The organism is Roseomonas sp. AR75, from assembly GCF_005222815.1.
Taxonomy (GTDB): Bacteria; Pseudomonadota; Alphaproteobacteria; order Acetobacterales; family Acetobacteraceae; genus Falsiroseomonas.
This window is the reverse complement of record NZ_STGB01000006.1, coordinates 817366-837523: the sequence shown is the minus strand read 5'-3', so window position 1 is coordinate 837523 and position 20158 is coordinate 817366. Positions and strand designations below refer to the sequence as shown.

Genomic DNA, 20158 nt, shown 5'->3' with positions numbered 1-20158 from the left:
GGGACCGGCCGCGATGCTGGCGCTGCTGCTCCTGGGCGGCTGTGCCAGCGGGCTCGGCTGGTCGCAATCGGCGGAGCAGACGGCAACCGCGGCGGCGCCGGTGCCAGCCGACCCGCTGAGCGCCTTTGTCGCCCAGTCGGCGCCCGGCGGCGCATCCAGCGTGGTCCTGACCGATGGCCGCCCGGCCACCGTCCGCGTCGCACGCGCCTACTACGCCGCAAGCGGACGCGAATGCCGGGAGGTGCTGGTCGGCACCGGCACGCTGCAGCGGGCGCAGCTCTACTGCCAGGCGGAAGGCGGCGGATGGGCGCAGGCGCGACCGTTGCTGCGCGGCGGCGGAGTACCGCGGCCTTGAGCGCCACCGGCTGGCAGTTCCGGCGCGGGGATGACAGCCAGAACGGGATGCCCCGCACGCTGGAGGGCTTCCGCCGCCAGGGCAAGGTGATCCACGCCCTGCTGATGCGCGAGATGCAGACGCGCTTCGGACGGAACCAACTGGGATTCCTGTGGCTGTTCCTGGAGCCGCTGCTGCTGGCCGGCGCCATCGCCACGCTGAAATCCACCTTCGATTTCGGCCACAGCATCCCCGGCGTCTCGATGTTCGTCTTCGCGCTGGTCAGCTACCTGCCCTACTTCACCTTCCGCGCCATCATCTCCCGCGCGCCGGGAACGCTGCGTTCGAACATGACGCTGCTCTACCACTCCCGCATCAAGCTGCTGGACGTGGTGCTGGCACGGCACGCGCTGGAGATGACCGCGGTGGTCACGGTGATGGCGCTGATCGTCGTCGGCGTGTGGATCTGGGCCGACCAGCCGCCCTCCGACATCCCGATCCTGCTGACCGGCATCATCCTGCTGTTCCTGCTGGCGCACGGGCTCGGGCTGCTGGCGGCCGCCGCCTCCGCGAGGTGGGAGATCGCGGAGCGGCTGATCCACCCGCTGGTCTATCTCAGCCTGCCGCTGTCCGGCGCGCTGGTGCCACTGATGGCGATGGACCCGATCGTCCGCAACATGCTGCTGCTGAACCCGCAGGCGCATATCCACGAGATGGTGCGCGAAGGCTTCTTCGGCGAGGCGCTGCCCAGCTTCTACAGCACCGGCTTCGTGCTGTTCTGGGTGGCGGTGGTCAACCTGCTCGGCCTCGCGGCGCTGCGCGCCGTGCGCCCGAAGCTCGAATTCTGAGCGCGCCTGCATGATCCTGCTGAGCGGCGTCAGCAAGTTCTACGAGGTGCGCGGCAAGGGGAAGCGCTGGATCCTGCGCGACGCCACCGCGGTCATACGCCCCGGCGATCGGCTGGGGATCCTCGGACGCAACGGCTCCGGCAAGTCCACGCTGATGCGCCTGCTCGGCGGCGTGGAGTATCCCAACCAGGGACGGATCGAGCGGCGGATGTCGGTGTCCTGGCCGCTGGCGCACGGCATCGGCGTGCACGGCTCCTTGACCGGCGCGGACAATGCCCGCTTCGTGGCGCGCATCTACGAGCGGCCGGTCGAAGAGCTGGTCGAGGCCGTCAACGATTTCGCCGAACTTGGCGACTACATGAACATGCCTGTCTCCACCTATTCCGCGGGCATGATGTCGCGGCTGCTGCTCGGGCTGTCGCTTGCGATGGATTTTGACTGCTACCTGATCGACGAGGCCACCAGCGTGGGCGACCAGCGCTTCATGGAGCGCACGCAGCACATCCTGGAGACCAAGCTTCGCAGCCGCGCGCTGGTGATGGTGAGTCACCAGCCGTGGCACGTGCGTACCTTCTGCCAAACCGCCGCGATCCTCCATGAGGGCCGGCTGACCTTCTTCGAGGAACTCGATGAAGCTATCGCCACCTACGAGGCCCTCTGAGCCCCTCGCCTCGGCCGGCGCGCCGCCCGTTCTGGCCGTCGGGACCCTGGCGCCGCAGCGCGAGGCACCGCGCTGGCGCATGCGCGTGCGCCATTGGTACATTCTGCTGGTGCTGCTGCCGACGCTGCTGGTGGGCGGCTACTACGTGTTCTACGCGGCGAACATCTATGAATCGGAGGCGCGCTTCCTGGTGCGCAACCGGAGCGGCGGTGGCGGCGGCGGCGCCGACATGCTCGGCGGCAGCGCAGGCGGCATTGCCAGCGCGCTCTCCGGCGCCCGGCCGGCCGTTGAGGAATCGCGCGCCGTCGCGTCCTGGATCAGCAGCTATTCCGCGGTGACCAGCATCAACAAGGACCTCAACCTGGTCGAGATGTGGCGCCGGCCGGAAGCGGACGAGATCGGCAAGCTGTGGTGGGAGCAGCCGAAGCTGGAATGGCTCGCCTGGTATTTCCGCCGCCGGGTGATCGTCAGCCTCGACCCGGAGACGGGCGTGATGCAGCTGCGCGTGCACGCCTTCCGGCCCGAGGATGCCCACCGCCTGGCGCAGGACGTGCTGCGGCGGTCGGAAGACCTCGTTAACACCTTTTCCGCGCGCAGCATCGCCGACACGCTGCGCGCCGCGCAGGAGGACGTGAACAAGGCCGAGAGTCGCGTGCTCGCGGCGCGCGAGGCGCTGATCGCCTTCCGCGAGCGTGAGCAGGCCTTCGACCCGGCCAGCACGGCCGGCGGCGCCGTGGCGACGATCACCGCGCTGGAGACGGCGCTCGCCACCGCACGCACCGAATACGAGGAGCGCCGCCGCTTCATGCGGCCCGACAATCCGCAGCTCCAGGTGCTGCAGAACCGTGTGGCGGCGCTGCAGCAGCAGATCACGACGGAGCGCGCCCGCGTCACCCGCGGCGATGAGCGCCTGACCCAGCAGGTCGCCGCCTTCGAGCGGCTGGAGCTCGAGCGGATGATGGCCGACCGCGAGCTCGGCTCCGCGGTGAACTCGCTGGAATCCGCGCGGTCCGACGCGCTGCGCCAGCAGGTCTTCGTGATGCGCGTGTCGGAGCCGCAGATGCCGGAATACGCTTTGTATCCCCGCGCAACCTTCAACACCCTGACGGTCTTCGTCAGCCTCACCGTGCTGTTCGGCATCGGCTGGATGCTGGTGGTGAGCGCCCGTGAGCATGCGAGCTGAGATGGTGCTGCGAAAGATCCGCCTTCTGGTCCTGCTCGGCGCGGCGCTGCTGCAGGCGATCCCCGCCGGGGCGCAATTGCTGCCACCCAGCCTCAATCTGCGCGGGCAGCAACCCCCCGCCACGCTGCAGCAGCCGCAGGGCGGCGCTGCGGCGGCGGGTGTGGACGCATTGCTCAACCGCGGCGACCCGACCAGCACCCAGCGGCTGGGCACCGCCACACAGGCGGAGGGCGGCGCGACCGTCATCGGGCCGCTGGGCGACCCGATGCGCGTGCCGGGCCCCGCCACCGCGGTGTTCGGCGCGACACTGTTCAGCCGGGCGCCGCCAAGCCCGACCGACACGCCGAACCCGAACTACGTGCTCGGTCCGGGCGACCGCGTCTCGATCACCATCTGGGGCTTCGTCGAAGGCACGGTGCAATCCGTCATCGACCCCGACGGCAACGTGTTCATTCCGCAGGTCGGCCCGATCCGCCTGGCCGGCACGCGCGCCGGGGACATCCAGCGCGTGGTCGAGACCGAGGTGCGGCGCGTCTATGCGCAGCAGGTGCAGGTCTATGCGACGGTGCTGTCCACCGGCTCGCTCGGCGTCTTCGTCACCGGCTACGTCCGCCTGCCGGGCCGGCATCTCGGCTCCGCCTCGGACAGCGTGATCGACTATCTCGCCCGCGCCGGCGGCGTCGATCCCGGCCGCGGCAGCTTCCGCAACATCGCGATCCGCCGCGGCGGGCGCGACGTCGCGCGGGTGGATCTCTACGCCTTCCTGCTGAACGGCACGCTGCCGCAGATCAACCTGCAGCAAGGCGACACCATCGTGGTCGCGGCGCAGGGCGCGCTGGTGGGTGCCGACGGCTCCGTGCGCAACAACTTCCTGTTCGAGGTCGCCGGCCGCGCGATGCAGGGCTCGGAACTGGTGCGCCTCGCCGCGCCGCTGCCGGCCGCGACCAATGCGGTGGTGCGCGGCACCCGCGGCGGCCAGCCTTTCGCGCGCTACGTCACGGTGCGCGAGCTGGCCTCGGTGCAGCTGCTCGACCAGGACACGGTCAGCTTCATCACCGATGCGCCGGCGCCGACCGTGCGCGTCAGCGTGGAGGGCAGCCGCATCGGCCCGTCGGTGCTGATCGCCGGCCGCGACACCTCGCTCTGCACCGTGCTGAACTACATCGAGGTGGATCCGCGCCTGGCCAACACGCGCGGCGTCTTCCTGCTGCGGCCGGGTCTGGCGCAGGCGCAGCAGCGCACCATCAACGAGGCGCTGGACCGGCTTGAGCGGCAGCTGTTCCTTGCCGTGTCCGCGACGACGGGCGTGGCGCAGATCCGCGCCTCCGAGGCGAACCTGATCTCCACCTACATCCAGCGCGGCCGCCGCATCCAGCCGGAGGGAAGGCTGGTGGTGATGGATCGTGGCGGGCGCTGCGCGGATGTCCGGCTGCAGGATGGCGACACCATCGTCATCCCCGAGCGTGTGGACACCGTGCTGGTGGGCGGCGAGGTGCGCGCGCCGCAGGCCGTCGTCTGGCAGCAGAACATGCGGCTGTCGGACTACATCCAGGCCGCGGGCGGCTACGCCGAACGCGGATCGAGTTCCTCAGTGATGATCCGCAAGGCGTCCGGGCGCCTGATCCTCGAGGCGAACGAGGCGCCGGAGCCCGGCGACGAGGTGGTCGCGCTGCCGGCGCTGGATCCGAAATACTTCCAGATCGGCAGCGACCTGCTGAACGTGATCTTCCAGACCGCGCTGGTCTACCGCACCTTCGACTGACCGCCGCGGCGCCGCATCGTTCTTGCGGCGCCGCAACACCGCGATGTAGCCTCCTGGCGGGAACCACGCCCCGGGAGCAGCCATGAACATCCGCCTTGCGCGTCGCGGCCTGCTGGCCGCGACGGTTGGAACACTTGCCGCGCCGTCGCTACAGGCACAGACCGCGCCGCGCCGCGTGCGCTTCTGCCTCGACTGGACCTGGCAATCCGCACATTCCTGCTGGACGTTGGCATCCGACCGCGGATACTTCCGCGATCGCGGGCTCGACGTGCAGATCGACCGCGGCTTCGGCTCCGGCGACACGATGACGAAGATCGCTGCCGGCACCTACGACATCGGCTTCGCCGACACCAACCTGCTGCTGAAGTTCAACCACGAGAACCCGAACGCGCAGCTCACCTCCGTCTTCGTGCTCTACGACGCCTCGCCGAACGCGGCGATCTTCCTGAAGTCCTCCGGCATCGAGAAGCCAAAGGATCTGGAGGGGCGCAGGATCTCGGTGACGGATGGCGAGGGCACGCGGCTGCTGTTCCCGATCTTCGCCCGCGCCAACCAGCTCGACATGGGAAAGATCGAACTGCTGTCGGTCACCGCGCAGCTGCGCGACACGATGGTGGTGCAGCGCCGCGCGGACGCCACGCTCGGCTTCCTGACGACCACCGCGCTCAACATGGTGGGCGCCGGCGTGCCGCGCGAGAACATCGGCTGGCTGCAGTATAACCGCTGGGGGGTGGAGCTCTATTCCTCCGGCCTCGTCGTGCGGAAGGATTTTGCCGAACGCAATGGGGACGCGATCACCGCCTTCCTGAACGCCACGATCCTCGGCCTGCGCGGCATGATCGCCGACCCTGCGGCGGCCATGGCTTCGCTCAAGCGGCGCGAGCCGCTGATCGATGAGCGGCTGGAGATCTCGCGCAACGAGCTGATCAACGAGGTCGCGCTGCTCACGCCGCATGTGCGCGCCAACGGCGTGAGCAGCGTGGACCGTGCGCGCTTCGAACGCTCGGCTGGCCAGGTGGCGGAAGCGTTCGGCATCCCGGTGCGTCCGCCGATGGACTTCACCTACACCGACCGCTTCCTGCCGGCAGACCGGAAGATCGTGTAGCGCCGGCGCCTCTAGGCCGCACCGCGCGCGGCGACGCGCGCGGGAATGCGCCCGAGCGCCCGCGCCTTGTCCCAGACCTTCCGGATCGCCGCCGCGCCACGGCGCGTGACAGCGGCCTCGTCTGCCGTCGTCACGCGGCCATCCCGCAGCAGCGCCACGCCATCCACCATCAGCAGGCGCAGGTCGGCCGCGACGCCGCTGGTCAGCAGCGCCTGCAGCGGGTTCCACACCGGCTGGTAGCGTGCGGCCGACAGGTCGAACAGCAGCAGGTCCGCCGCCGCGCCCTTGGCCAGCGTGCCGAGGTCGTCGCGCCCGATCGCCGTCGCGCCGCCAGCCGTCGCGGAGCGCAGCATCGCCTCGGCCGAGGCGATGCCCCCGCGCCCCGCCTGCACCTTGGCCAGCATCTGCGCGGCGCGCAGCTCCGCCACCATGTCGAGCCCGACGCCATCCGTGCCGACGCCGAGCCGCACCCCGCTGTCGAGGAAGCGCGCGAAGGGCACGCCGAGGCCGCTGCGTGCGAAGGCGTAGGGGCATGACGCCACCGCCGCGTCCTGCGCGCGGATGATCGCCAGCTCCTCGTCCGTCGCCTTCACGCAATGCGCCAGCACGGTCCCCGGCCGCAGCAGCTCCATGTCGCGCAGGTGCTCGATCGGCGACTTGCCGTAGCGTTCGCGCACAATCTGCAGTTCCACGTCGCTCTGTGCGGCGTGGATGGTCAGCGGGCAGCCGATCTCTTCCACCGTGCGGCCGATCCGCGTCAGCAGCTCCGGCGTGCAGGTGTCGAGGCCATGCGGCCCGAAGCCGATGCGCGTGCGCCCACGCGGGCCTTCGTCGTAGCGCCGGAACAGGTCCATCACCGTGTCGAAGCCGGTGTCGGCGGCGGGCGGCGCGGTGATCGGCCTGCCGTCCGGCGTCATGTCCATCTTCGGCGTGGAGAACAGGTAGGGGCAGGAATAGGTGCGCAGGCCGAGCCGCCGGCCGCGCTCGATGAAGGGCGCCTGCTGCAGCCGCCACACATCCATGATGGTGGTGGAGCCGCCCTTCAGCGTCTCGATCAGCGCCATCTCCGCGACGTCGCCGATCTCCTCCTCGCTCAGCGCCTCCGCCGCGATGTCGCCGAGCGGCATGAGCAGCGCGTAGACGATGTCGCCCGGCAGGTCGCCTTCCTCGATGTCGTCAGCCAGGCCGCGGAACAGCGGCGCGCTGAAGGCGTGGTTGTGCAGGTTGACGAAGCCCGGCAGCAGGAAACCGTCCGGCAGCGCGATGCGCTCCGCGTCCAGCGTCGGGCGCTCGGTCACCACATCGGCGATGCGGCCATCCTGCACGATGACGAAGCGGCCGCCGCGCAGGCCGCCCGCCGCATCCCATATCCAGCGTGGCTCGATGACGAGGCTGCGCATCCATCCGCTCCCGGCTTTGTCGCCGGCAGCCTATCGCGCGCTCGCCATCTCCGGCCAGACGAAGCGCAGGCGTTCGAGGAAGCCGAGCCGCGCCGCCAGATCCTCCGGCGCGCAGGCCATCACCGCGACCGCGCCGATCCCGATGTCGGGCGCGGCATCCTCCTCGGCGGGCTGTGCCTCGATGACGATCTCAGCCACCGACCCCGGCTCCGGCAGGTCCAGCACCACCACGGGCCGGGCATCGGGCGCGACCTGCACCACCTGCCGCGCGCCGCGGCCGACGCGCAGCGCGACCTCCCGCGGGGCGTCCGGGCCGCGCAGCGCGAGGTGCAGGCGCAGCGGACCCGATGCGGCGGGCAGCGGCAGGCGCAGCAGCGCGCGGCCCGGCCTGGTCCAGCAGCCCCACATCTCCGGCACCTGCCAGCCGGCGCCCTCACGCAGCATCTCCGACCAGAGCATGGCCGGCGAGGGCTGCGCGGCGGTGCTCTCGCCGATACCGTGCACCGTGCCGAGCGGCGGCGGCGGCAGCGTGGCCGGCGCACCGGGCGGGACGGCGCGCAGCGTCTCCACCAGCTCCGCGGCGATCGCCCGCCAGCTTCGCAGCCGCCGGCCTGCCGCGATGCGCGCTTCGGCGGCTTCGCGGAATCCCGCTTGGAAGAGCAGCTTCTCCACGAGGTCCAGAAATTCCGGCTCGCTGCCGGGGGCATGGTGCAGGGCGAGGCCCTGGCCGGATTCCAGCAAGCCGCTGTGGCCTGGCGCCAGCACCACCTTGCCGGCGGCCAGCGCCTCCGTCACGGGCAGGCCCCAGCCTTCGTGCTGCGAGTGGTAGATGGTGAACAGCGCGCCCGCATAGAGCCGCGCCAGCGCATCGTCGGCAACATCGTCCAGCCATGTCACGCGCCCGGCCAGCACCGGCGCGCGGCGCAGCAGCGCGAGCGCCGGCGCGGCGTTGAAACCGGCGCGTCCGACCAGCACCAGCGGCGGCACGGCATCCCCATGGCGGCGCAGCAGCGCAAGCCACGCGTTCAGGACGAAGAGGTGATCCTTCCGGCTCTCGATCGTGCCGACGCACAGCACATAGGGCGCGCCGAGCAGCTCGGCCTCGCGGGGATGCGGCGCGGCGGCGGGAAGCGGCGGCAGCACGCCGTCGGGGCGCATCAGCCGCACCGGCGGGAAGGGCAGGCCCGTCAGCGCCTGCTCGGCCAACCGGGTCACGTCGCCACGGGTGGAGTCCGACACGGCCAGCACCAGGTCGGCCGCGCCGGCCAGCGCGGTGAACCAGCGCGCGAAGCGGGCGGAGACGGCGGGCTCGCTGTGCTCGGGTATCACGATCGGTCCGGCATCGTGCACCAGCGCGGCATAGCGCAGCCCTTGCCGCGCCCGCGCCGCGCGCACCGCCTGGTGATAGCCGGCGAGCCACCAGGCGGAGCCGAGGTTCACCAGCCAGGCGCCGTCCGGAAAGACCATGTCCGGCGCCGCGTCCAGCATCGCCTCGACCTGGGCGCGCGTGGCCTGCCATTCGGAATCCGCGGCATCCGCGCCGCCACGCGACAGGGCGCAGAGGCGGCGGAAGGCTTCCGGCGGCAGCTCGCGCCAGGCGCCGCGCTGCGGGCGGAACACCGCCAGCCGCACCTCGGCCATCGCGGCATCGCGCGCCAGCGCGGCGGCGGCGATCTCCATCTGCACGCGCTGGATGCCGCTCGGCGCGCGGTTGCTGCCGAACCAGGACATCAGGTCCGACAGGTCGAAGACCAGGCGCAGATCGTCCAGCAGGCTGAGGCCCGCCGGCTCCGCCGCCGCGCCGGTGCTGCCGAGCAGGGAAGCCACTTCCTGCCAGGCCGCGCCATGCACCGGGTCGAGTTCCAGCGCACGGGCATAGGCCGCGCGGGCGCCGGCCAGGTCACCGGTCAGCTTCAGCGCATGGCCGATCTGGAGCTGCAGGTCGGCATCGTCCGGCAGCCCGGCTTCGGCACGGCGATAGGACGCCAGCGCGCCCGCCGGGTCGCCGGCCTCCTTCACGCAATGCCCGTGCTGGATCCAGACCGGCCAGTCCTGCGGCCGCGCGGCCAGATGCGCGGCATAGGCGGCGGCAGCGCCGCGCCAGTCGCCGGCGGCGCGCCGCGCCTCGGCCTCGGCCAGCGGCGGGCGCGTATCCTCGGGTGCGCCCGGGCGGGGCGGCGGCGCATCGGCGGGCATGACACCTTCCGTAGCGTGCCCGCGCCGGCGCCGGAAGCGTCAGGTGAAGGCGTAGTCCGCCGGGTCGAGTGCCGCGACGCCGCTGAGCCGGATCGTCGCCGTCGCCAGCCCGTCGCCGGAGCTGACCAGGAAGGTGGATGTCGCGATCTTCGTGACGAAGGCGCCTTCCGCCGCCGTGCCGAAGCCGATGAAGAGCAGGCCGTCGCCGGCGAAGTCGCTGACCGCGTCGCCATCCGCCTCACCGGCGACGAAGCGGAACAGGTCCGCCCCCGCGCCGCCGATCAGCGTGTCGGCCCCCGCGCCGCCATCCAGCGTGTCCGCGCCGTCGCCGCCGGTGATGCGGTTCGCCAGCGCATTGCCAGTACCGGCGAAGCCACCCGCACCGGCGAAGACCAGCCGCTCCACGCCCTCGGCCAGTAGGTAGCTGGCGAGCGTGGTCTGCGCCGTGTCGGTGCTGCCGGCGCTGTCGATCACCACGTCGCCCGCGTCGTCCACGATGTAGAGGTCGTTGCCCGCGCCGCCGCTCAGCGTATCCGCGCCGGCGCCGCCATCCAGCGTGTCGGCGCCGTTGCCGCCGGTGATGGCGTTCGCGGCGTCGTTCCCGGTGCCGCGGAAGCTGTTGGTGCTGGTGTAGACCAGCGCCTCCAGCTCCGCGCCGAGCGTCAGGCTCGCAAGGTTGGTGCGCACCGTGTCGGTGCCCCCGCCCGGCTGCTCCACCACCAGGTCGAGCAGGCTGTCCACCACATAGGTGTCGTCGCCGAGCCCACCGGTCAGCGTGTCGGCACCGCTGCCGCCGTTCAGCGTGTCGGCGCCATCGCCGCCGGTCAGCGCGTTGTCCAGGCTGTTGCCGGTGCCGGCGAAGCCGCCCGTGCCGGTGAAGACCAGCGCCTCGACATTGCTGCCGAGCGTGTAGGCCGCAAGGCTGGTGCGCACCGTATCGATGCCGGCGCCCGCGGCCTCCAGCACCAGATCGCCGGCCTCGGCCAGCACGAACACATCGTCGCCGAGGCCGCCTGCCATGCTGTCCGCACCGTCGCCGCCGACCAGCGTATCGGCCCCCGACCCGCCGGAGAGCGTGTCGTTGCCATGCCCGCCTTCCAGGCGGTCGTCCTGCGCCCCGCCGGTAAGGCGGTTGGCGAGCGCATTGCCCATTCCGGCGAAGCCGCCGGTGCCGATGAAGGCGAGGTTCTCCACCGCGGCATACCCGGCGAGATCGAAGGCGGCGAGGCGCGTCTGGACCGTGTCGTTGCCGGCGCTGTCCACCACCACGTCGCCGGCATCGTCCAGCACATAGACATCGTTGCCCGCGCCGCCGGTCAGCGTGTCCGCGCCGGTGCCGCCATCCAGCGTGTCCGCCGCGCCGGCGCCGGTGATGCGGTTGCCGCCGGCATTGCCGGTGCCGGCGAAGCTCATCGTGCCGGTGAAGACCAGATGTTCCAGCTCGGCGCCCAACGTGTAGCTGCGCAGCGTGGTGCGCACGGTGTCGGTCCCGCCACCGGCCGTCTCCACGATGCGATCCTGGGCATTGTCCAGCACATAGGTGTCGTTGCCGGCGCCGCCGGTCAGGGTGTCGGCGCCGCTGCCGCCATTCAGCGTGTCCGCGCCGTCGCCGCCGGTGATCGCATTCGCCAGGCTGCTGCCGGTGCCGGCGAAGTTGCCGGTGCCGATGAAGACCAGCCGCTCCACCTGCGAGGGCGTGGTATAGACCGAGAGGGTGGTGCGCACCGTGTCGATGCCGCCGCCGGCGCCCTCCGTCACCTTGTCCGTAGCGCTGTCCACCACATAGGTGTCGTTCCCGGTGCCGCCCGCCATGGTGTCGGCGCCGGTGCCGCCATCCAGCGTGTCGGCGCCGGCCAGGGCAGAGAGCGAATCGGCGCCGCCCTCGCCCTTGAGCGAATCGTCGCCTGCGCCGCCCATGATCCGGTTCGCCAGCGCATTGCCGGTACCGGCGAAGCCGCCGGTGCCGATGAAGGTCAGGTTCTCGACGTCGGCGGTCAGTGCAAAGGCGCCGAGGCTCGCGCGCACCTCGTCGATGCCGGCGCCGGGCGCCTCCGTCACCAGGTCGCCGGCATCGTCCACGAAGTAGAGGTCGTTGCCGATGCCGCCCGAGAGACTGTCCGCCCCCGCGCCGCCATCCAGCACGTCGTTGCCCGCCGCGCCGGAGAGCGTGTCGTCGCCCAACCCGCCCGAGAGCGAATTCCCGCCGCCATTGCCCTGCAGCAGGTTGTCGAGCGCATTGCCGGTGCCGGCGACGCCGCTGCTGCCGGTCAGCGTCAGGTTCTCGACGCCGTCGGCCAGCACGGTGGCGAGGGCGGTGACGATACCGTCCACGCCCTCGTCCTCAAGCTCGATGACAAGATCGCCGATCTCGTTGATGTAGTAGAGGTCGTCGCCCGCGCCGCCCCGCATCGTGTCGGCGCCGGCGGCGCCATCCAGCGTGTCGTCGCCCGCGCCGCCTTCGAGGATGTTGGCGAGGCCGTTGCCGGTGCCCGCGAAGTCGTCTGCTCCGGCATACGCCAGCGCCTCGAAATTCGCGGCGAGCGTGAAGGCGGAGAGCGTCGTCAGGATGGTGTCCGCGCCCTCGCCCGCCGCTTCCGCGACGAGGTCGCCAGCATTGTCCACCAGGTAGGTGTCGTTGCCGAGGCCGCCCGTGAGGCTGTCCGCGCCCGGCCCGCCCAGCAGCAGGTCGTCGCTCGCGCCGCCGACATACATGTCGCCGGCGAAGGCGTAGGGATGCGGACCGGCAAAGCTGTTGTTGACGACCGTGACGGGGATGCCGGCGATGGCGCTGGCGTCGAGCTGGTTCAGCAGGATGGTCGCGCCGTCCGGCCGCTTGTTGACGAACTGGTTGTCCTCGACCAGCAGGGAGTTCTCGGCGTAGCGCTGGCCCTCCCCGACATAGTGGATAACGTATTTGCTGACGGAGTAGGGGCCCTTCTCGATGATGTTGCCGCGGATCACGGCGATGCCGCCATTGGGCAGGTCGATCGAGTAGCTGGAGCCGTAGCCCGTGGGGCCGAGCTGGGGCAGGTCCTCGATGCGGTTGTTGACGATGATGTTGACCGCGGCGCGCGACTTGATCTGGTGGCCCTGCGAGAAGACCGAGTGGATGTAGCTGTCCTCGATCAGCAGGCTGGACGCCCCGTTGACGTAGATGTTGTGGCACTTGCCGCCGGCGGCATAGGCGCTGCCGGGCGGCGCGCCGTTGTCGCTGAACTCGGAGTCGCGGATCACGATGTGCGATCCGCCTCCGGGCGTGAACTCGTTCACCCCGCCCACCAGCAGGCCGTTCTGGTTGTCGTGGAAGTAGCAGCGCTCGATCGTCAGGTTGCCGTTGCCGAATTCGTGCAGCACGCCCGCGCCGTTCGGATCGGGTCCGGGCCGGGCGGCACCGGAGATCTCGAGGCCGACCAGGGTGAGATCGACGCCGAGATTGCCCGGCACGTTCAGGATCGCGCGGCCATCCACCGTCAGCGGCGTGGCGCGGGTGAGCGCGGCCATGCCGTCGTCGCAGCGGATGGTCAGGCTGTGGGTGATGTCCGGGAAGTCCTCGACATAGCTGCCGGGTGCGAGGACCAGTACGTCGCCGGGCTGCGACACCGCGATCGCTTCGCTCAGCGTCGCGTAGTAGGTGTCGCTGGTCTGGTTGTGGACCGGATCCATGACGCACTCTCCCGGGCAGGCGTCTTACGCGCCGGGCGAGGGTGACAGAAATGGATTGCTGGGGCAACGAGAGGACGGGGTCGCGCATGTCGCCGTTCACGGGCGTTGAGCGGCCCCCACCCTGACCCTCCCCCGTAAACGGGGGAGGGAACGCAAGCCACGAAGCTCAGGCGCGCCCGTAGGTGTCCTCGAAGCGGACGATGTCGTCCTCGCCGAGATAGGAGCCCACCTGCACCTCGATCAGAGTCAGCGGGATCATGCCGGGATTCTCCAGCCGGTGGACGCAGCCCAGCGGCAGGTAGACGCTCTCGTTCTCGCGCAGCAGGATGCGCTCCGCGTCCTTCTCGACGATCGCGGTGCCGTCCACCACCACCCAGTGCTCGGCGCGGTGGAAGTGCTTCTGCAGGCTGAGCTTCGCGCCCGGCCGCACCATGATCCGCTTCACCTGGAAGCGGCTTCCCAGCGCGATGCCCTCGTAGCTGCCCCAGGGGCGGTACACCTTGCGGTGCTCCGTCGCCTCCTTGCGCTTCCCGGCCTTCAGCGCCTCGACCAGCTTCTTCACGTCCTGCGCGCGGTCACGCCGGCAGGCCAGCACCGCGTCGTCGGTGACGACCAGCACCACATCCTCCAGCCCCACCACGCCGGCCAGGATGCCTTCCGACCGCACGAAGCAGTTGCGGGCATCCACCAGCGCCACCGGGCCGACCGTGGCATTGCCGGCGGCGTCCTTCGGCGTGATGTCCCACATCGAATCCCAGGAGCCGACATCGGACCAGCCGGGATCGCAGGGCACCACGGCGGCATGCGTCGTGCGCTCCATGATGGCGTAGTCCACGGAGATCGAGGGCGCGGCGGCGAAGCCGGGGCCCAAGCGCACGAAGCCCAGGTCGCGCTCCGCCCCGGTCACCGCCTCCCGCACCGCGGCCAGCACGCCCGGCGCGAAGGCCTCGAACTCCGTCAGCAGGGTGCGCGCGGTCGCGACGAACATGCCGCTGTTCCAGAGATGCCGTCCGCCGGCGACGAGATCCTTGGCCTTCGCCTCGTCGGGCTTCTCCAGGAAGCGGGCGACCTGCTGCGCGGCATGGCCGCCGGCCTCGGTGCCGGGCAGGGACGCGCCGGCCTCGATGTAGCCATAGCCGGTCTCGGGGCGGGTCGGGCGGATGCCGAAGGTGACGATCTTGCCGTTCCGCGCCGCCGCCGCCGCGGCCTCCAGCGCGCCCTGCAGGGCGGGGACGTCGGTGATCGCATGGTCGGCGGCCAGGATCCACAGCACCGCGTCGGGCCGGTGCTCGCCCACCAGCAGCGCGGCGGCGGCGATGGCGGCGGCGGAGTTCCGCGCCACCGGCTCCAGCACCACCTGCGCGCCGTCCAGCCCGATCTCGCGCATCTGCTCGGCGACGAGGAAGCGGTGCGGCTCGCTGCACACCACCACCGGCGGGGCGAAGCGCGGCCCCTGGGCGCGGCCGGCGGTCTCCTGCAGCATGGTGCGGCCGGCGGCCAGCGGCCAGAACTGCTTCGGATAGCCCTCGCGCGACAGCGGCCAGAGGCGCGTCCCGGTGCCGCCGGAGAGGATGACGGGCACGATCTGGTCGGCGCTCGCTGCGGACATGCGGGAATCCTGCCTGAACTTGCACAACCGGCCCGGGCCGGCGGACGGGATATGTCGCACCCCCCCGCAAAAGGGAAGCTCACCCCGGCAGGGGCAGGGGTTCGACGGTTGCCTCGGCCGGCAGGGCGCGGTCGCGCCCGGCCCGCTTGGCGGCGTAGAGCGCGGCGTCCGCGGCCTCGATCACCCGGCCGATCTGCTCGCCATGCTCGGGCCAGGCGGCGACGCCGATCGAGACCGTGACCTGCGGCAGCGTGCCGCCGATCGCCTCGCGCAGGCCGCGGATCTGCGCGCAGATCTCCCGCGCCCGGACCAGCGCCTCGGCGGCGGTGCAGTCCGGCATCAGGATCAACAGTTCCTCCCCGCCATAGCGGCAGGCGAGGTCCATCCGGCGCAGTCGCGCCAGCAGCAGCCGCCCGACCTCCCGCAGCACCGCGTCGCCGGTGGCGTGGCCATAGCGGTCGTTGACCTGCTTGAAATGGTCGAGGTCGAGCATCATCACCGCCAGCGAGGCGTTGCGCCGCTCCGCATGCGCCAGCACGCGGGGCAGCGTCTCTTCCAGGAAGCGCCGGTTGTGCAGGCCCGTCAGCTCGTCGCGCAGCGCCTGGTTGCGCAGCTTTTCCCGCAGGGCGAGGTTCGCCAGCGCCAGGCTCACGCCATCGGCCAGCGCCTGCGCCAGCTCCACCTGCTGCGGCGACATCGCGCGCCTTTCCGGATGGAAGAAGGACAATACGCCATAGACCTCGCCGCGCGCCTGCATCGGCACGCAGAGCAGCGCAGTCTCGGCGCCGCCAAGGTGGTCGCAGGCCAGGCTGTCGCCGGCGGCGGGGCCATGCGGCCGGCCGCGCTTCAGCGCCCAGCATTCTTCGGGGGCGAAATGCTCCGGCAGGTCGGGCGGCAGGCCGCGCGCGCCCCAGAGGCCCAGCATGTCCAGCCGGTCGCGGGAATTGTTGAACACGTAGAAGGCGCCGGACAGCGCCGGCAGCAGCTCCGCCGCGGTGTGGGAGACGACGCGGCGGATGTCCTCGGGCGCGTGGCTGCTCTGCAGCAGCTCGCCCATGCGGAACAGCGCCGCCACCTCCCGCCCGCGCGCATCCATCGCCGCGCTGGCCCGCTCCGCCGCGCTGCGCCGCCGGGCAAGCTGGCCGATCGCGGCCAGCAGCATGGCCAGCATCGCCGCGGAGGAGGCGCCGACCAGCAGCAGGCCGATCCATTGCCCCTCGCGCAGCTCGGCATCGAGCGCGGTGAGGTCGGCCTCGATGCCCTGGCGGAACTCGCCCAGCACGTCACGCATCTGCGCGGTCGCGGCGAGGCCGCTGCCCTCAGCCGCGACCTGGCGCGCCGCCTCCTGCCCCGCCGTCTCGTTCAGCGCATGCGCCTGGTCGCGCACCCGCAGCACATGTTCGAGCGTGGCGCCGAGCGACGGCAGGCCACGCACGTCCAGCGGCGCGGCCAGGCGTCCCGCCAGCTCCCGCCCGGTATGCCGCAGCGCATCGCCACTCCGGACCGCGGCGTCGCGGTCCTCGGCGCGGCCGGAGAGCAGCCATTGGTGTGTCGCGGCGTGGCTTTCGGCGAGCAGCAGCAGCAGGCGCTGCGCCTCCGCCGCCTGGCGATGCAGGCCGACGATCGCGCCCTGCTTCTCCTTCAGGTGGCGGTTGCTCTCGAAGGCGGCGGCGGCGCCGAGGGCGGTCAGGATCAGCAGCCCGCCGGCCAGCAGCAGGGCCTGCGGGCGGCGCGGGAGGAGTCGCTTCGGCATGCAACCATCCTGGTATGGCAGCCTGAATCCTTCGCTAAGCTGCGTTGGGCGCATCATTCCTTGCGGGGCGCGGCGGCGTGGCGCCGCGCCCGCTTGCCGCCCCGCGCCGCGACCGCTAGCCATGACGCCAGACACCGGACGCGCCGCGAACGGCGCGCCGCATTCGGGAGGCCCGCCATGACCCTCGCAACCACCCGCCGCGCCGCCCTGCTGGCCGGCGCCGGCCTGCTCGCCGCACCCGCGGTCCGCGCGCAGGGCAGCCAGGCCGGGCGCTTTCCCGAACGGCCGATCCGCCTGATCGTCCCCTGGGCCGCCGGCGGCACCACCGACATCCAGATGCGCGCCCTGGGCGAGCAGGTGGCAAAGCGCCTGGGCCAGCCCGTGATCATCGAGAACAAGGCCGGCGCCGGCGGCGTGCTCGGCCCGCAGGCGCTGCTGCAGGAGCGGCCGGACGGCTACGCCCTGTCGCAGATCCCGATCAGCGTCTTCCGCCACCCGCAGATGGCGCAGCGGGCGCTGTTCAACCCGCTGGAGGACTTCACCTACGTCACGCATCTCACCGGCTACCTGTTCGGCACCGTGGTGCGGGCCGATGCGCCCTGGCAGACGCTCGGCGAGCTGCTGGACTACGCCAAGGCCAATCCGGGCAAGGTGAACTACGGCACACCCGGCGTCGGCACCTCGCTGCACATCACCATGGAACAGATCGCCGGCATGCGCGGGATCTCCTGGACGCATGTGCCCTTCCGCGGCTGGGCCGAGAACGCCCAGTCGCTGCTCGGCGGCCAGATCCAGGTGAGCTCCGACAGCTCCGGCTGGGCGGAGCTGGTGAAGTCGGGCCAGTTGCGCCTGCTGGCGGTGTGGAGCGCGGAGCGCGCCAAGCGCTTCCCGGACGTGCCGACGCTGAAGGAGAGCGGCGTGGACATCGTCTCCGCCTCGCCCTACGGCATCGCCGGCCCGAAGGGGATGAACCCGGCCGTGGTCGCCGCGCTGAACGAGGCGTTCCGGGCCGCGCTGTTCGACCCGGCGCATGTCGCCATCCTGGATCGCTTCGACATGGCGCCCTGGTATCTCGGCCCCGAGGACTACGCTGCCTTCGCGCGCAAGCAGTATGCCGAGGAAGGCGAGATGATCCGCCGCCTCGGCCTCAGGCTCTGACCACCGCGCATCTGCGCTGCGGCGACGACCTGCGGCCGCGCCTGCCGGCCGCGGGATGGGAGGGGGCGTATCTCGCCTTCGCCGACCCGGTCTGCCAGGGGCCGGTCGCCGCCGAGGGGCTGATGGCCTATCTCGGCATCCGCGCGCGCTTCGTCGCCCTGCATTACCGCGCGCCGCTGCAACAGGTACGGCTGCGCCTCGGCGCCGAATACGCCGCGCTGAATGGGCTCGACCGCCACGAGCGCGTGCTGCTGTGGTTCGAGCACGATCTCTGGGACCAGGCGGCGCTGATCCGCGTGCTGGGGCTGCTGGCCGAGCGCCGCGGGCTGGAGGGCAGGCTGTTCCTGATGCCCGCCGACGGCGTCCGCCCCTTCGCACTGCTGAGCGATGCGGAGCTCGCAGCGCTCGAGCCCGCGCCGCTGACGCGCGCCCAGCTGGAGGCCGGGGCGCTCGCCTGGGAGGCCTTCGCGGCGGAGGACCCGCGGGCGCTGGACGCGCTGTGGCGCGTGCCCTCGGCGCTGCCCCACCTCGCGCAGGCTCTGCGCCGGCACCTGCAGGACCTGCCGTGGACGACGGACGGGCTGGCGCTGACCGAGCGTCTGGTGCTGCAGGCGGCGTCCGCCGGCCTGCACGAGGCGGACACCATCTTCCGCGCCCTGCTCCAGGCCGATCCGGTGTTCCAGGTGACCGACCTGATGGTGCTGGACTACCTCGCGCGGCTCTCGGAAGGGCCGCGCCGGTTGTTGCATCCAGGCCCGCATTGGCGCCTGACCGATCGCGGCGTGGCCGTGCTGGCCGGCGCGGAGCGTCATGTGCCCACGCCCCGCTTCCAGGGCGGCGTCGCGATCGGCCCCGCGACGCCGTGGCATTGGGACCCTGAGGCGGAGCAAGTTGCCGGTTAGCTAGGTGCCAGGTTCTGCCGCGGCGAAGCGGAATTCCACCACCGTGCCCTTGCCGGCCGGGCCGGCATGGCGCGCGAAGCGGCCGCGAAGCTGCGCCGCCAGCGCCCGCAGCAGCCGCGTGCCGAGGCCGGCGCCCGGCACCCTGTCGGGTGGCGCCGCCTCCACCTCGTCCTCCTGCGGCAGGCCGATGCCGTCATCGGCGATCGTCAGCACGAAGTCGGCACCCTCGCGCCGGAAGCGCACCTGCACGATGCCGCCGCGATCATCGGGGAAGGCGTAGCGCCGCGCATTCGCCACCGACTCGTTCAGCACGAGGCCGAGCGGCACCGCGCGCTCCGCCGAGAGCGCGTGCGATTCCGCCTCCGTCACCAGACGCACCAGCACCGGCCCTTCGGCGGTGGAGGAGGCATCGATGTCCGCGCAGAGGCCAGAGACGAAATCCCTTGTGTCCACCATCGGCCGCTCCGCGCCGAGGTCGAGCCCCTCGTCCAGCGCCAGCCGGGCATGCACCCGCGCCAGCGCCATCGCGTGGTCCGCAGCGTCACGCAGCGCCTCGCGTGCCGCCGCCGACGGCGCGATGCGCGACCGCAGGATCAGCAGGCCGATCAGCGAGCCGAGGTCGTTGCGCGTGCGATGGCGGAACTCATGCAGCAGCAGCGTCCGCGTGCGCTCCGCCCGGCGCAGCGCGCCTTCCATCGCTTCGGACCGGGCGAGCGCCTTGTGCAGGGCCTCGGTGACCAGGGCCATGGCGACGCCGACGCAGGCGAAGAGCAACAGCGCGATCCAGCCCTCCTCGACGCCGGGGCCGAGGTGCAGCCAGCCCGCGAGGACCGTGCACAGCGCGGTGGCGAACAGCCCGGTCCCGCTGTCGAACAGCGCCGCGGAGAGCAGGATCGCCACCAGATAGGGCGCGACCGCGAAATGCGGGGCCGACGGCATCGCCAGCAGGTCGAGCGCGGTGAAGACGCCGACCAGGGCGAGGGTCATCGCATAGCGCGCCGGCGTGGGCAGCGCGCGGGTGCGCCGGAAAAGGCGGACGGGCCGGATTGGCGCAATCATGCCCTGGCAACGAGCGGGCCGGCCCCGCGCTTTGCGGATGCCCGGATCGTGAAGCGATCAGTCGCGGTTGCGCAGGCTTTCGAAGAAATCGCGCAACAGCGCCGCGGCCTCGCCCTCCCGCACGCCGCCGACCACCTCTGGCGCGTGGTGGCAGGTGGGCTGGGCGAACAGGCGCGGGCCGTGCTCGACGCCGCCGCCCTTCGGGTCGTAGGCTCCGAAGATCAGCCGCTTGACCCGGAAGAAGCTGGCCGCGGCGGCGCACATGGCGCAGGGCTCCAGCGTCACCCACAGCGTGGCGTCGGGCAGAACCTTGTCGCCGCGCGCCGCGGCGGCCGCGCGCAGCGCCAGCATCTCGGCATGGGCGGAAGGGTCGCGCCGCGCCTCCACCGCGTTGCCGGCCCTGGCCAGCACCCGCCCCGCGGCGTCGGTGACGACGGCGCCCACCGGCACCTCGCCGCGGGCGGCGGCGGCGCGGGCCTCGGCGAGGGCGATCTCCATCGGCGACATGGGAGATGCTTGCCGCGA

At 71.9% G+C, this 20158-nt stretch carries 15 protein-coding genes; 8 read left to right on the top strand and 7 right to left on the bottom strand.

Features of this window, described 5'->3' with window-relative positions; translation table 11 throughout:
• The first annotated feature begins 13 nt into the window (after positions 1-13).
• From E4T13_RS30130 to E4T13_RS28415, 6 genes are all read left to right on the top strand, one after another.
• A complete protein-coding gene (locus tag E4T13_RS30130; protein ID WP_170985307.1) occupies positions 14-355 on the top strand; it encodes a DVU3141 family protein in 342 nt (113 codons plus the stop codon).
• Positions 352-1182: an ABC transporter permease gene (locus E4T13_RS28435; RefSeq protein WP_170985306.1), complete on the top strand. Its 831-nt coding sequence runs from the start codon at positions 352-354 to the stop codon at positions 1180-1182. Before E4T13_RS30130 ends, E4T13_RS28435 begins: the two co-directional genes overlap by 4 nt.
• Before the next feature lie 10 nt (positions 1183-1192).
• Positions 1193-1843: an ABC transporter ATP-binding protein gene (locus tag E4T13_RS28430; RefSeq protein ID WP_137181705.1), complete on the top strand. Its 651-nt coding sequence runs from the start codon at positions 1193-1195 to the stop codon at positions 1841-1843.
• A 79-nt stretch (positions 1844-1922) separates the two neighbouring features.
• A complete protein-coding gene (locus E4T13_RS28425; protein ID WP_170985305.1) occupies positions 1923-3026 on the top strand; it encodes a capsule biosynthesis protein in 1104 nt (367 codons plus the stop codon).
• Positions 3016-4788, top strand: a complete 1773-nt coding sequence (locus E4T13_RS28420; RefSeq protein WP_240791348.1) for a polysaccharide biosynthesis/export family protein — start codon at positions 3016-3018, stop codon at positions 4786-4788. The genes E4T13_RS28425 and E4T13_RS28420 overlap by 11 nt, the downstream gene beginning before the upstream one ends.
• Positions 4789-4870: 82 nt before the next feature.
• On the top strand, positions 4871-5893 hold the full coding sequence (locus E4T13_RS28415; RefSeq protein ID WP_137181703.1) for an ABC transporter substrate-binding protein: 1023 nt from the start codon (positions 4871-4873) through the stop codon (positions 5891-5893).
• Positions 5894-5904: 11 nt separating this feature from the next.
• Here E4T13_RS28415 and E4T13_RS28410 read toward each other — a convergent pair whose 3' ends face one another.
• The 5 genes from E4T13_RS28410 to E4T13_RS28390 form a co-directional block, all read right to left on the bottom strand.
• Entirely contained in the window at positions 5905-7293 is a 1389-nt protein-coding gene (locus E4T13_RS28410) for an amidohydrolase family protein (protein WP_137181702.1), read from the bottom strand.
• A gap of 30 nt (positions 7294-7323) precedes the next feature.
• Entirely contained in the window at positions 7324-9489 is a 2166-nt protein-coding gene (locus E4T13_RS28405) for a glycosyltransferase (RefSeq protein ID WP_137181701.1), read from the bottom strand.
• 39 nt (positions 9490-9528) lie between these two features.
• The gene (locus E4T13_RS28400) at positions 9529-13152 is read right to left on the bottom strand and encodes a right-handed parallel beta-helix repeat-containing protein (protein ID WP_137181700.1); all 3624 of its coding nucleotides are present in this window, start codon (positions 13150-13152) and stop codon (positions 9529-9531) included.
• A gap of 166 nt (positions 13153-13318) precedes the next feature.
• Positions 13319-14761, bottom strand: a complete 1443-nt coding sequence (locus tag E4T13_RS28395) for a mannose-1-phosphate guanylyltransferase/mannose-6-phosphate isomerase (protein WP_137181699.1) — start codon at positions 14759-14761, stop codon at positions 13319-13321.
• A 79-nt stretch (positions 14762-14840) separates the two neighbouring features.
• Complete coding sequence (locus E4T13_RS28390) at positions 14841-16514, bottom strand: GGDEF domain-containing protein (protein WP_170985304.1); 1674 nt, start codon at positions 16512-16514, stop codon at positions 14841-14843.
• Between the two features lie 177 nt (positions 16515-16691).
• Here E4T13_RS28390 and E4T13_RS28385 point away from each other — a divergent pair, with 177 nt between their 5' ends.
• Together E4T13_RS28385 and E4T13_RS28380 are read left to right on the top strand one after the other, a co-directional pair.
• Positions 16692-17672 (top strand): tripartite tricarboxylate transporter substrate binding protein, encoded by a 981-nt coding sequence (locus E4T13_RS28385; RefSeq protein ID WP_137181697.1) that lies wholly within the window; start codon positions 16692-16694, stop codon positions 17670-17672.
• A gap of 122 nt (positions 17673-17794) precedes the next feature.
• The gene (locus tag E4T13_RS28380; RefSeq protein ID WP_137181696.1) at positions 17795-18574 is read left to right on the top strand and encodes a hypothetical protein; all 780 of its coding nucleotides are present in this window, start codon (positions 17795-17797) and stop codon (positions 18572-18574) included.
• Here the strand turns inward: E4T13_RS28380 and E4T13_RS28375 are convergent, their stop codons facing one another.
• Together E4T13_RS28375 and E4T13_RS28370 are read right to left on the bottom strand one after the other, a co-directional pair.
• A complete protein-coding gene (locus tag E4T13_RS28375) occupies positions 18575-19561 on the bottom strand; it encodes a sensor histidine kinase (protein ID WP_170985303.1) in 987 nt (328 codons plus the stop codon).
• 129 nt (positions 19562-19690) lie between these two features.
• Positions 19691-20140, bottom strand: coding sequence for a nucleoside deaminase (locus E4T13_RS28370; RefSeq protein WP_137181694.1), 450 nt, complete (start codon positions 20138-20140; stop codon positions 19691-19693).
• Positions 20141-20158 lie beyond the last annotated feature (18 nt).